Origin of the sequence: Lysobacter sp. (assembly GCF_035655815.1) — a bacterium.
Classification (GTDB): Bacteria; Pseudomonadota; Gammaproteobacteria; order Xanthomonadales; family Xanthomonadaceae; genus Lysobacter_J.
Genome location: NZ_DASRTS010000008.1, coordinates 1 through 12,481 on the forward strand (window position 1 = coordinate 1; position 12,481 = coordinate 12,481).

A 12,481-nucleotide genomic window follows, 5' to 3' on the forward strand; every position below is an offset into this window, starting at 1 on the left:
CCTGCGCGGCGCGCTGCCCGTGGCGGCACGTCCCAGGCGCGGTGCCGCCGCGCAGGCATCGGCGGTGCCACAGGCGGTCGCCGCTCGCGCCCCGCGCAACTGGGCGCTGTACGTGTTCCTGATTCTGCTGCCACTGCAGAACATCACCGCCGGCTACATGCCCAACATCGGCGGCGGACTGAACTTCCTCAACATCATGTTCCTGGTGTCGCTGTTCACGGCGATGGCGCAGGGTGGCAAGCTCGCGCCTGGCGAGACGGTCAACACCTGGACTGCCGCGTACGCCGGCTACATGGTGATCTCGCTGCTGGTCGGCTTCACCTTCGTCGCCGAGCCGACCAACCACTTCAACCAGCTCAAGGACCATCTGGTCGGCCTGTTCGTGGTGTACGTGGTGCAGATGAGCGTGCGCGACTGGAACGGCGTGCGCCTGGTGCTGCTGTCCATGCTGCTGCCGTTGCCGTACATCGCCAAGGTGGTGTGGAACCAGCATCGCAGCGTCGCCAGTACTCACTACACGGACGACCTGCGCATCAGCGGCACGTTCGCCCTGCTGGGCGCCAACGAGTTCGCGGCCTTCTGCGTGACGGTCGCCGTGGTGCTGTTCGCACTGCTGCTGGCCTGCCGCGTATCGCGGGTCTGGAAGATCATGCTGCTGGGCGGCATCGGCTGCATGGTCGTCGGCGTGCTGTACGCGTATTCGCGCACCGCCTACATCAGCCTGATCATGGGCATGGTGGTGGTGGTGATGGCGTGGCGCGGCCGGATGAAGCTGATCCTGCCGCTGCTGCTGGCGGTGTTCGTGCTGCCCGTGGTGCTGCCCAAGTCGGTGGTCGAGCGCTTCGACAGCACCACCGTGGAGGAAGGCAAGCGCGACGAGAGCACCGAACTGCGCATCGAGTACTGGCGCATCGCCTGGGCGAACTTCGTGCGCAACCCGGTCGTCGGCACGGGCTACCACACCTTCCACCATCGCGAGATCAACCCGTACGGGCGCGACACCCACAACCTCTACATCCGCATGCTGAGCGAGGGCGGCGTGCTGGGCGCCGTCGCACTGCTCGGCATCCTGATCGCGGTGCTGCGCACCGCGCTGCGTGAGCTGACACAGGCGCGCTCCGGTACCTGGCGCTACGCGCTGGCGCTCGGCCTGATGGGCGCGTGGGTATCGATGATCATCAGCAACCTGTTCGGCGACCGTTTCACGTATTACCCGGTAGTCGCCTACTTCTGGGCCTTCGTGGCCCTGGTGGTGAAGGCGCGACACCTGCCACCGGAGGATTCACGATGACGACGTCGCTGCGCACGTGGGTGCGCTACCTGCTTGCGCTGGGCAGCCACTACAGCGGGCTGGATGCGCTGTACCGGCGCTGCCGCGGCGCGGGGCTGGTGATCCTGATGCTGCACCGGCTGCGCGACGATCACGATCCCTACCCGCTCAGCGTGCCGCGTGCGCAGCTGCGGCAGATCGTCGCCTGGCTGCGCGAACGCAGTGCGCTGGTCGCACTCGGCGACGGACTGGCGTCGCTGTCTTCCATCCGCGCTCCGCGAGTGAACTACGCGCTGACCTTCGACGATGGCTACCGCGACAACCTGGGCCTGGTTGACGGTGCGCTCGGACGCGAGCCCGTGCCGGCCGTGGTGTACGTGGCGACGGGCCACATCGGCGGCGAGCCGATCTGGGCGTATCGCGTGGTGCATGCGGTGGAATCGCGCAGCCGCGACCAGATCGACCTGGGCGGCCTCGGCCTGGGCCATTTCGACCTGTCCCTGGCTGACGACCGCCACCGGCTGTACACGCTGCTTCCACCGCGACTGAAAACACTGAAGCCGGCGGAACTGCAAACCTGGGTGGACCGCATCTGCGAACAGGCACGGCCGCGCCCGCTTCCCCACGACGACCGCGACATGCTCGAGTGGGACGACGTGCGCCGACTGGCGGCCAACGGCGTCGAGATCGGCGGCCACACCTGCAGCCACGCCATCCTCAGTCGCCTGGACGATTCCGCCGCGAGCGAGGAGATCGGCCTGTCGCGCGCGAGCATCGCCGCGGAACTGGGCCAGGCGCCGCGCCACTTCGCCTATCCCAACGGCAGCAACGCGGACTTCGGCGACCGCGACGTGCGCCTGGTGCGGGAAGCGGGATTCGAAACCGCGACCACGTCCATCGAAGGCGTGAACCGCCGTGGCGCGGACCCGTACCGGCTGCGGCGCTACAACGTGCACGAGGATCGCTTCCGCGCACCTTCGGGCCGGCTGTCCAGGGCGCTGTTCTTCAGCGAGACCAGCGGCATGCTGGGCTGGCTGCGCGAGTGGCGGGCCGCATGAAACCGCACGCGCTGCCGATCCTCATGTACCACGGGCTGCACGCCGACGCGTCCGCGCGCGGGCGCTTCGATCCGGTGTACAGCGTGCGTCCGGACGCGTTCGCGCGGCAGCTCGACTGGCTGGTCGAACACCAATACCGCGCCGTTCGCCTGGAAGACGCACTGGCATCAAGCGGTCGCGACCGCCACGTCGTGATCACCTTCGACGACGGCGACGTGTCCAACGTCGAGGTCGCGCTGCCGATGCTGCGCGAGCGCGGCTTCCACGCCGAGTTCTACGTCACCAGCGACTTCATCGGCCAGCCGGGCATGCTCCCGGCCGATGGCGTCCGCGAACTCGTGGCGCATGGCATGGGCATCGGCTCGCACGGCCGCACGCACGCGTTCCTGCAGGATCTGGACACCGCCGCGCTGTACGCCGAGCTGGACGACAGCCGCTGCCGCCTGCAGGCGATCTGCGGGCACCCGATCGATTCGCTCGCACTGCCCGGCGGACGCGGCGGCGAGCGCGAACTGCACGCGGCCCAACGGCTGGGATATCGCCACCTCCTCGGTTCCGTACCGGGCCCCAACCGCACGCCTCGTGCCGATGCGTGGCTGCAGCGCGTGCCCGTGACCCGCGACCTGTCGCTGCAGGACTTCGCGGCGCTGGTGCGCTGGCGCGGATGGACGCCGCGCTGGCTGCAGGCGCGCCACGCCGCGCTAACGCTACCCAAGCTCGTACTCGGCAACGACGGCTACCAGCGGCTTCGGGAGCGACTGTTGTGAGCGCCGAACTGGTGTTCTGGATCTGCATCGCACTGGTCGCGTACGCCTACGCCGGCTATCCGCTGCTGGTGGCGCTGCTGGCGGGCCGCTACGGCGAGACACCCTATGTCGATGCCGACGCGGAAAGGCTGACCGTCGTCGTCGCGGCGTTCAACGAGGAAGCACGGATCGCGGCACGCGTGCGCGACATCCTCGAACAGGATTACCCCGCCGACCGCCTGCAGGTTCTGGTGGTCAGCGATGGCAGCCACGACGGGACCGCGCGTGCAGCCGCTGGGGTGAATGACGAGCGCGTACGCGTGCTCGAGCTGCCCACTAACGTCGGCAAGGCGATGGCATTGAACGCCGCCATGCGACTGGTTGATTCGCCGCTGGTGGCCTTCACCGACGTGCGCCAGCGCTTCGCGCCCGGCGCGCTGCGTGCGCTGGTCGCGCCGTTCGCCGATCCGTCGATCGGTGCGGTCAGCGGCGAGTTGGTGATCGCCTCGTCCGGCAACGGCACCGACGAAGGTGTCGGCCTGTACTGGCGCATGGAAAAGCGCCTGCGCTCCGACGAGGCCAGGCTGGGCTGGCTGCACGGCGTGACCGGTGCGGTGCATGCGATGCGGGTACCGCTGTTCCGGCCGATGCCGGCGGGCACGGTGCTGGACGACATGTGGATGCCGCTGCAGGTGCTGCGCTCCGGACATCGAGTGTGGATGACACGCGAAGCTGTCGCGTACGACCGTTCCAGCGCTGACGTCGAGGAAGAGTTCCACCGCAAGCTGCGCACTTTGGCCGGCAACTGGCAGCTGATCGCACGCCTGCCGTGGCTGATGGATCCGCTGCACAACCCGGTGTTCTTCGCCTGGTTCTCGCACAAGTTCCTGCGCCTGCTGGTGCCGTGGGCGCTGCTGCTGGCGCTGGCAGCATCGGCCCTAGCGGCTGGCACGTGGTACCGCGCGATGTTCCTTCTCCAGTTGCTGGCGTATGTGGGCGCATTCGCCGCGCTGCTGCGACCGAAGCTTGCCGCGCGCCTGCCGCTGCTGCCGGCCGCGGGCAGCTTCGTGATGCTCAATTTCGCGGCGCTGCTGTCGTTACCCGCATCGCTGGCGATGGACCCGTCGCGCCTGTGGAAGAAGCACTGAGGACACGTGCATGGCCCGCATCCTCGCCGTCACCAGCCGCCTGCCGTTTCCGCCGCGCGAGGGCCATCAACTGCGCGCGTGGCACCTGCTGCGTGCGCTCGCCTCGCGTCATGACGTGACGCTGCTGAGCTTCCGCCGCGAAGACGATCTGCCCGACGAAACCGCGCCGTTACACCAGGCGATGACGCACGTGGAGATGTTCCGCATTCCGTCCGAGCGCTCGCCCAGCGCACTCGGCACCGCAGTGTTGCGCGGCACGCTGACGCGCACGCCGTTCCTCGCCGCCAAGTACGACTCCGCCGCGCTGCGCTCGCGCCTGCGCGCGCTGGCGCGCGAGGCCGATCTGGTCCACTTCGACATGCTGCCGCTGATGGCGCATGCCGACTGCGTTCCCGCCGGCACGCCCGTCGTGCTCAATGCCCACAACGTCGAACACCAGCTGCTGGAGCGACGTGCGGAAATCGAAACGCGCACGTGGGCACGGCATTTCCTGTCCGGCCAGGTGTCGCGGCTCAAGGCGTTCGAACGCTGGGCGTGCGAACGCGCCGACGCGGTGCTCGCCTGCTCCGACGTGGATGCACAGGACCTGCGCGGGCTGGCCACCGTCCGCGACCTCCGCGTGATCCCCAACGGCGTCGATCTCAACGAGAACCGGCCGTCCTCCTCCACAACCGATCCCGACAGGCTGGTCTTCGTCGGCCAGATGGGCTGGTTCCCCAACCGCGACGGCGTGGAGTGGTTCCTGCGCGAGGTGTTCCCGCGCATCCTCGCGCAAAGGCCGCAGACGCGTTTCGAACTGGTCGGCAAAGCCGATGGATTCGAGGTGCCTGAGGCCGTTGCGGCCAACGTCACGCTGGCCGGTTTCGTCGACGACCTGCGACCGCATGTGCACGCCGCGTCCGTCTACGTGGTTCCGTTACGTGCGGGCAGCGGCACGCGGCTGAAGGTGCTCGAAGCGATGGCACTGGGCAAGGCCATCGTGACCACATCGGTCGGCAGCGAAGGTATCGCACTGCAGCATGGAGAAAGCGCGCTGTACGCGGACGACGCGGAATCCTTCGCACAAGCTACGCTCGCACTGCTGGACTCGCCCGACCGGGCGGCACAGCTCGGCGCGGCCGCGCGCCGACTGGCCGAGGCGGAGTATGGGTGGGATGCCATCGGCGTCCGCCTGCTGCAGTGCTATGACGAGTTGCTGTCGTCTTCCATCGCGCTGGCGACGCCCGCGCCCGTGCCGGCGCCGATCGGCCCGCGGCTTGGTGCGATCGACGCATGAGCCGGAAGGCGGTCGCGCTGCGACGAGATCACGTCCGCCGCGCGCGCCAGCCGTAGCTGGCCATGCCGGCCAGCTCGTACATCGACATGTACGTCTTCTGCATGGCCGACAACTGCGGCAGGAGATAGCCCCACGTCTCGAACGGCACGTAGGCCGAGTCGCTGGCGTGTGCACAGACTGCGAAGCCGGCCGCACGGAAAGCGATCAGCGTACGCGGCAGATGCGCGGCGGAACTGACCACGCGCACGCGCGCAGGCAGCATGCCGCGCAGCTGCATCGCGCTCTCCCAGGTGTTGAGCGATTCCGCCTCCTCGCGCAACAAGGTCGCGGGCACGCCCCAGTCGCGCGCCAGGTTCGCCAGCACGGTCGATTCCTTTACCGGATACGGGCCGCCGCCGGCGATCATCAGCACGGCGCGCGGATCGGTGCGCCACAGCTCCACGCCGCCACGCAGTCGCCGCCAGCTCGACGGCGTCAGTGCGATGTAATCGTCCCGCGAGCGAGGCTCGTCGGCGAAACCGCCAGCCAGTACCACGATGGGCACGCCGTTCCAGCCCGCATCACAACGCTGCGCCGGCGACACGCGCGACTCGACCATCCGCACCAGTGCGTTCGCGCCCAGCGGCGTGCACAGCAACAGGATCAACAGGCCCGACAGCACCAGCGCGCTGCGCAACACGACGCCACTGCGACGCCACCGCCACCACGTGGCTACGCCCCACAGCAGGACCCAGGTCATCGGCGAGAGCAGGATGTGGTGCATGGCGCCGCAGTCTTGCATGAACGGATCGCACGTGCATCACGACGCGATGCGCGGCCGATGCGCCGTGCACCTCGCGTTATCACACGTGTCGGGCACGTCGTGTCCGCCTCATCCCCCGCCGGTCCATTCTCACCGGAAGCTGCCATGCCCCGCCTGCGCCTCCCACTCTTCCCGATGGCATTGCTGGTCTGGTGCGCGGTCGCGCCTGCCACGCTGCTTGCCCCCGTCGATGCGTCCGCCGCCACGTTCTACGTACGCACCGATGGTGGCGACGAGGAACAGTGCAACGGCCGCGCCGATGCGGCGTACCCCGGCAGCGGCACCGGCCAGGATTGCGCGTGGAAACACCCCAACTACGCACTTCCGACCAATGACAACCCCCGCATCGACGGTGGCGACACACTCATCATCGGTCCTGGCGAATACATGATCGGCTGGGGTTCGATCGGACTGTCCACGCGCAGCAGCCGCTGCGACCGCAGCGCTCCGTACGACTGCTATCCAGCGGCACCGCCCAGCGGCAAGCCCGGTGCGCGTACCCGCATCCTGGGTGCTGGCCACGACACCGGCTGCAAGGCACCGCCGAAACTCTGGGGCACGGAGCGCGTGGACCTGGTGCTGAACCTGCAGGACGCCGACCACGTCGAGATCGGCTGCCTGGAGATCACCGACAAGAGCGACTGCGTTGAATTCCACTCCAACGATGCGGTGCGCTGCGAGCGCGACGTGCCACCGTTCGGCCAGTGGGGCTCCATCGGCATCGGCGCGAAGCGTTCGAAGGACGTGTGGCTGCACGACCTGAACATCCATGGCCTGTCGGGACGCGGCATCATGGCCGGCGGCCTGCGCGACTGGACCATCGAGCGCGTGCGCATCGCCGCCAACGGCTGGGCCGGCTGGGACGGCGACGTCGGCGAAGGCGAGAGTTCCAACGACGGCGACATCGTCTTCCGCAACGTCGAGATCGCATGGAACGGCTGCGCCGAACGCTGGCAGAGCGGCGAACCCTACGCCTGCTGGGCGCAGGAAGAAGGCGGCTACGGCGACGGCCTGGGCACCGGCAAGACCGACGGCCACTGGCTGGTCGAGGACTCGCGCATCCACCACAACACATCCGACGGACTCGACCTGCTCTACACCGACGAGTCGAAGACCGCGACCGTCGTCGTTCGACGCGTGTACGCCGCGGCCAACGCCGGCAACCAGGTCAAGACCGCCGGCAACGCGCTGATCGAGAACTCCGTGATCATCGGCCAGTGCGCGTACTTCCACCGGAAGTTCGACATGAGCGACGGCGACATGTGCCGCGCCTACGGCAACGCACTGTCGGTCGGCGTGGGACCAAGGCAGACCGCGACCGTGCGCCACAACACCATCACCGGCGAAGGCGATTGCCTGATCCTCAGCGGCGGCCCCGCCAACGGGCGGCTCGACGTCTACAACAACGCGCTGGTCGGCCAGACCGACGTCACTTCCAGCGATGGCGACCGCCGCAGCTGCGCGCACTACAGCGAAGACGGCAGCGGAACCACCGTGACCTTCGCCGGCAACGCCTTCTGGAACGTCAAGGACGACATGTGCCCGCCCGGCAACATCTGCGGACGCGAACCGATGCTCGCCAGCATCGACCTGTCCAGCTTCGATCCCGTGCCCAAGGCCGGCAGCCCGCTGATCGATCACGCGACCCACCAGACCAGCGTCACCAACGACTTCCTCCGCCAGGCGCGCCCGATGGGCAAGGCCGCGGACATCGGAGCAATCGAATTCCAGGGCACACAGCCGGCCACGCCTGCCGCGTCTTCCGTACCCGCCAACGCTGAGCCGGACGTCATCGGCAAAGAGAGCGGCGCTGCGCCTCGCGATCCGCAGGCGGGCCTGAAACTCCAACGCGCCTCCGCCTGGATGGTGGGATCGATCACCGCCGCATCGCTCATCACCGCCGGACTGGCGGCGGCGATACGCAGGCAGCGCGGACGGAAGGTGGCTTAGAGACACAACGTGCGGGCGGCGCTACGCCGAGGCAGGCGTGGCAGCTCAGCTGAACCACGGGCGACGCTGGCCCAGATGAACCATCACCAGTCACCAGTCACTGGAATGCCAGCGTAAGGACCCGCAATGCATCACGGGTTCTTCGATCATTGAAGCTGCTATAGAGCATCACGTCCTGCGAGCGGATCGGCGGCAGCGACAGGAGTTCGCCGACGTCGACGGTACCCGACGGGGCCGCACGGCGCGCGAGCAATGCAACTGCGAGGCCGGCGGCAGCGGCGGCCCCCAGGACCGCCGCACCCTTTCCGACGAAGACTTCGCGCCATTCGATGCCGGCGCGATCGAGCGCGCGTACTGCTTCGGTGCGGACGCGGCACGACTCGCCTTGCGTCGCCAGCGGCAACGGCTCGCCGCCGCGTGGCTGCCAACTGGTCGCCGCAAACCACGAGAAGGATTCGGTAAACACGGCCCTGCCCCGCTTGCCGCGGCCCTCTGGCCGTAGCACCAGGACGGCGTCGAGTTCCCCCTGCTCGTACCCCTGCATGAGCTCATTGGTGCCGGCGATGCGCATCTCGACGCGCAGGGCCGGATCGTGGTCCTGCATCCGCCGCAACAGGGAGGGTAGCTCGCTGCCAACCAGGAGCTGGTTGATGCCGATCGCCAAGCGCCGTTGTTCCGTCTCGAACGCGGCGGCGGCCCGATCGTGCGAGGACACCAGCTCGCGCGCCATGCCGACGAAGGCAAGCCCCTCCGCCGACAGGCGAACGTGCCGCGGCGTGCGCTCCAGCAGGCGCCGTCCAAGTTGCGCTTCCAGGCGCTGCAGCTTGAGGCTGACCGCGGACTGGGTGGTGCCCAGCACGTCGGCCGCCCGGGTGAAGCTCTGCAGCTCGGCCGCCAGCAGGAAGGCCCTGACCGCATCCACATCCATCGCCTTCATCTGGAACGATTCGATTTCGTAATGGCAGATATCTTTGTAGATGCATTTCCTGCATCCAGCAAGCGACCTAGGATGCGCTGGACGATTCGATCCCTCAGGAACCCCCGTGATGAAACCGTTGACCGGCGCACTCTTCGCGATGCTGGCGGGCCTCGCAACACGTGACGTCCCGCCTCCCGCCCCAGTGTTTCCGCTGCAGGGAACCTGGACGCTCGTCGCGGCGGACAAGATCCTGCCCGATGGAAAAACGACGCGCGATTACGGCGAGAATCCGAAGGGCAGGCTGATCGTCGACGCGAAGGGGCGGTACTCGCTGCAGATCTTCAAGGCCGAACGCCTGAACTTCGCGAGCGACAGCAAGGCCGACGGCAGCGTCGACGAGTTCAGGTCTGCAGTCATGGGCAGCAGCACCCACTACGGCACGATGAAGATCGACAAGCCGGCGGGATTGCTGGTGTTCTCGATCGACGGTTCGTCCTTCCCGAACTGGGAGGGCACCACCCAGAGGCGCCAGTACACGCTGGTGGGCCCCGAGTTGCGTTATGAAGTGCCGCCGCGGAAGGACGGGAGCATCCCGGTTTCCGTGTGGCGCCGGCTCGACTAGGCCACGCGCCCGATGCAGGCGCGCCGGCTATCCACCTTCAGACCGATGGAACCCAACATGCCGCACTTCGTAGTCGAATGTTCCCGGGGAGTACTGCAGATCCATGACGAGGATTCGATCATCACCCGGCTTCACGACACGGCGAACTCTTCAGGCCTGTTCGAAGAATCGGACATCAAGGTCCGTATCCGCCCTTACGCAACCTATGCCGTCGGCGGCAGCCGCGAGGACTTCATCCACACGTTCGCCTGGATCATGCAGGGGCGCAGCATCGAGCAGCGTGCGGCTCTCTCGAGGGCAATCGTCAGCGAGCTGGCTGAAATGTTTCCAACGCTTTCCCGCATCGCGGCGAACATCTCCGAGTTCGAGCGGGCGACATACTTCAATCGGGCGATGATGTGAACGCCCGATCGCGCTGGCTGCCGTCGCCTTTGATGATGCAGATGCGGCAAGCTGAACGTCGGGGCCCTAAAGTCGCTGAGACCTAATGCCGGAAGACATAGAGCACGTCCTCCTTCATGTTGCCCAGCACCTCGACGGTCAGCTTCGAAGTGCGGATCTCCACTCTTCCTTCGAGTTCAATGCAGCTGTCGACAGGTCCGGAATACATGTGGAGAAGCAGGCCCATGTGCGACGCCTTGCCGGGTCCGAGTGCCGCGCGGATGAAGTCCACCCAGCCGGACAGTTGACTGCTGCTTTCCGCTGCCGAAGCACTCGATGACGAGCGGTAGTCCTCCTGCTTCTGTGCGATCGCACGGGCGGCCTTCGACTTACTCCAGCCCTTCTTCAGCAGGCGCTGCTCCTGGGCCAACCAGTCCGGAACTTCATCTTCGGCCCGTGCGAATGCGCCCAGAGGAGTTCCGCAATCGCAGTGCCCGACAGTGGTAAGAAAGTACTGCTCGTCGGCTTCGAGCTGAGCTTCGATGCCCGGATTCGACAGCCGCACGAACTGCCGCCCATGCTCACGCGCGATCGCATCGAGGCGAACGTGGTCGGCGGATCTGGGCAGCACGGCGGTGATGTAGTGACACATGGCTTACCCACGATCGTCGTTACCGGTTGCCCCCGCGAATGCGTACCCTGAGGCGGAAGGCACATTAGCACCGCGACGGACCGTCGTAGAAGCCGCAACGCACCATGTAATCCGTTCACCGCCCATAGCGGCGGATGCGCGCAATGCCTCAAGGGCAGTGTCTTCCTACCCCGGCACGCCCACCCGCTGCTCCACGGCCTTGAGGGTCGGGCGGATCAGGGCACGCAGGCGCGGATCGAGCGCCAGCAGCGCGAGCAGGTAGGGAACGCCGATCAGCATCCCGCCCAACATCAGGCGTTGCCATCCGGGATTCAATCCCAGGCGATGCGTCGCCCACGCGCCGCCCGCGCCCAGTGCGGCGGCGGCCAGTGCGGTGAGCAGCGTGCGCCGGTCGGGGAACTGGCGCAGCGCGGGATCGACCAGCAGGCAGGCCGCGGTGCTGGAAGCGGCGGAGCTGGCCAGCGTCGCGTACGCCGCCCCCATCACGCCGAAAGCCGGGATCCACCACCAGTTGAGCAGCGTGTTGACCAACACGGCGCCGCACATCAGCAGCAACACGGTATTGGTGCGCTTCTCCAGTACCAGGCCGAAGCCGCATATCAGCACCAGCGGAAGCAGCGAATGCATGGTGCCCATCAACGCGAACACCGGGCCCGACGCGGCCTTGCCCTGCCCGCTCAGCGCGATGATGAGATCCGTGCCAAGGCAGGACAGCAGCAGCGCGACGCCGACGGACGCGTAGGTCATCGGCATCAGCATGGTGCGCTTGAGCGCACGCACCGCAGCGGCACCGTCGGTCACGTACACGCGCGTGGCCGCGGGCGTGAAGCTCTCGAACACGGTGAGGTTCATGAACATGTGCACCTGCATTGCCAGCGCCGCGCCGACGCTGTAGATGCCCACCACGGCGAAATCGCCGGAGAGGCTCCTGAGCATGATGCGGTCGATGGAGACCAGGGCCACCGCCAGGATTTCCGTCGCCACCAGCGGCATTCCGAACGCGAACGACTGGCGCACCTCGCCGGCGTCCACCGCGCGCCGCGCGAAGCTCAGGTTGCGGTATGCCCATGCGGCGAAGAACACCGTGCCGACGACTACCGCGAGCAGCCTGCCGCCGTATGCGGCCGCTGCGGTGTGCTGGACCAGAAGCACGGCGCCCAGCATCAGCGCCAGTTGCAGCCAGCGCGAGGCCACGCGCACCAGCATCACCATGCGCGACTGTTCGGTCACGCGCAGCACGGTTTCGACCAGGCCCGAGTACACCAGCATCGGCGTCATCACCAGCGCCATCCAGTACACCGGCGAATGCCCTTCGCCGGTCGCGTAGCCGTGCACCACCACCGCCGCACCGACGAACGCCCACAGCACCAGCGAACCCAGCATCGGCAGGTAGAACAGGTTGGTAGCGAACGAGCGCATGCGCGCCTCGTCGCCTCCGTGCGGATAGAAGCGCTGGATGGAGTGCTGCGCACCCAGCTTGGCGATCGCCACCGCCATCAGCACCCAGGTTTCGTAATAGCCGAGGATGCCGTACTGCGTGTTATCCAGCAGCCGCGTGAGCAGCGGGAACGACACCAGCCCGGCCAGCATCACCAGTACGTTGGCGGTCGAATAGCGCAGGTAATGCCTGCCCAGCCCGGTCGGGGATGTGCCCATG

Annotated in this window: 12 protein-coding genes; 8 read left to right on the forward strand and 4 right to left on the reverse strand. The window is 67.4% G+C overall.

The genetic code is table 11. The annotated features are described in order from the left end of the window. From VFE83_RS01450 to VFE83_RS01470, 5 genes are all read left to right on the forward strand, one after another. On the forward strand, positions 1–1,291 hold a 1,291-nt coding region (locus VFE83_RS01450), incomplete at its 5' end, for an O-antigen ligase family protein (protein ID WP_324903087.1). Next, on the forward strand, positions 1,288–2,328 hold the full coding sequence (locus VFE83_RS01455) for a polysaccharide deacetylase family protein (protein ID WP_324903088.1): 1,041 nt from the start codon (positions 1,288–1,290) through the stop codon (positions 2,326–2,328). The genes VFE83_RS01450 and VFE83_RS01455, both read left to right, overlap by 4 nt. Continuing rightward, positions 2,325–3,095 carry a polysaccharide deacetylase family protein gene (locus VFE83_RS01460; protein WP_324903089.1) on the forward strand — a complete coding sequence of 257 codons (771 nt, stop codon included), beginning with the start codon at positions 2,325–2,327 and terminating at the stop codon, positions 3,093–3,095. The genes VFE83_RS01455 and VFE83_RS01460 overlap by 4 nt, the downstream gene beginning before the upstream one ends. Then, a complete protein-coding gene (locus tag VFE83_RS01465; protein WP_324903090.1) occupies positions 3,092–4,222 on the forward strand; it encodes a glycosyltransferase family 2 protein in 1,131 nt (376 codons plus the stop codon). The genes VFE83_RS01460 and VFE83_RS01465 overlap by 4 nt, the downstream gene beginning before the upstream one ends. Before the next feature lie 10 nt (positions 4,223–4,232). Beyond that, on the forward strand, positions 4,233–5,498 hold the full coding sequence (locus VFE83_RS01470) for a glycosyltransferase family 4 protein (RefSeq protein ID WP_324903091.1): 1,266 nt from the start codon (positions 4,233–4,235) through the stop codon (positions 5,496–5,498). 28 nt (positions 5,499–5,526) lie between these two features. Here the strand turns inward: VFE83_RS01470 and VFE83_RS01475 are convergent, their stop codons facing one another. Further along, positions 5,527–6,261 carry a YdcF family protein gene (locus VFE83_RS01475; RefSeq protein WP_324903092.1) on the reverse strand — a complete coding sequence of 245 codons (735 nt, stop codon included), beginning with the start codon at positions 6,259–6,261 and terminating at the stop codon, positions 5,527–5,529. Between the two features lie 144 nt (positions 6,262–6,405). On the opposite strand from VFE83_RS01475, the gene VFE83_RS01480 reads away from it, so the two are divergent. Then, positions 6,406–8,250 (forward strand): choice-of-anchor Q domain-containing protein, encoded by a 1,845-nt coding sequence (locus VFE83_RS01480; RefSeq protein ID WP_324903093.1) that lies wholly within the window; start codon positions 6,406–6,408, stop codon positions 8,248–8,250. A 97-nt stretch (positions 8,251–8,347) separates the two neighbouring features. Here the strand turns inward: VFE83_RS01480 and VFE83_RS01485 are convergent, their stop codons facing one another. Next, on the reverse strand, positions 8,348–9,187 hold the full coding sequence (locus VFE83_RS01485; RefSeq protein ID WP_324903094.1) for a LysR family transcriptional regulator: 840 nt from the start codon (positions 9,185–9,187) through the stop codon (positions 8,348–8,350). A gap of 109 nt (positions 9,188–9,296) precedes the next feature. On the opposite strand from VFE83_RS01485, the gene VFE83_RS01490 reads away from it, so the two are divergent. Then, positions 9,297–9,791, forward strand: a complete 495-nt coding sequence (locus VFE83_RS01490) for a lipocalin-like domain-containing protein (protein ID WP_324903095.1) — start codon at positions 9,297–9,299, stop codon at positions 9,789–9,791. Positions 9,792–9,848: 57 nt separating this feature from the next. Continuing rightward, complete coding sequence (locus VFE83_RS01495) at positions 9,849–10,193, forward strand: 5-carboxymethyl-2-hydroxymuconate Delta-isomerase (protein ID WP_324903096.1); 345 nt, start codon at positions 9,849–9,851, stop codon at positions 10,191–10,193. 82 nt (positions 10,194–10,275) lie between these two features. Here the strand turns inward: VFE83_RS01495 and VFE83_RS01500 are convergent, their stop codons facing one another. Next, positions 10,276–10,824 carry a hypothetical protein gene (locus VFE83_RS01500; RefSeq protein WP_324903097.1) on the reverse strand — a complete coding sequence of 183 codons (549 nt, stop codon included), beginning with the start codon at positions 10,822–10,824 and terminating at the stop codon, positions 10,276–10,278. A 165-nt stretch (positions 10,825–10,989) separates the two neighbouring features. After that, complete coding sequence (locus VFE83_RS01505; RefSeq protein ID WP_324903098.1) at positions 10,990–12,480, reverse strand: lipopolysaccharide biosynthesis protein; 1,491 nt, start codon at positions 12,478–12,480, stop codon at positions 10,990–10,992. Position 12,481 lies beyond the last annotated feature (1 nt).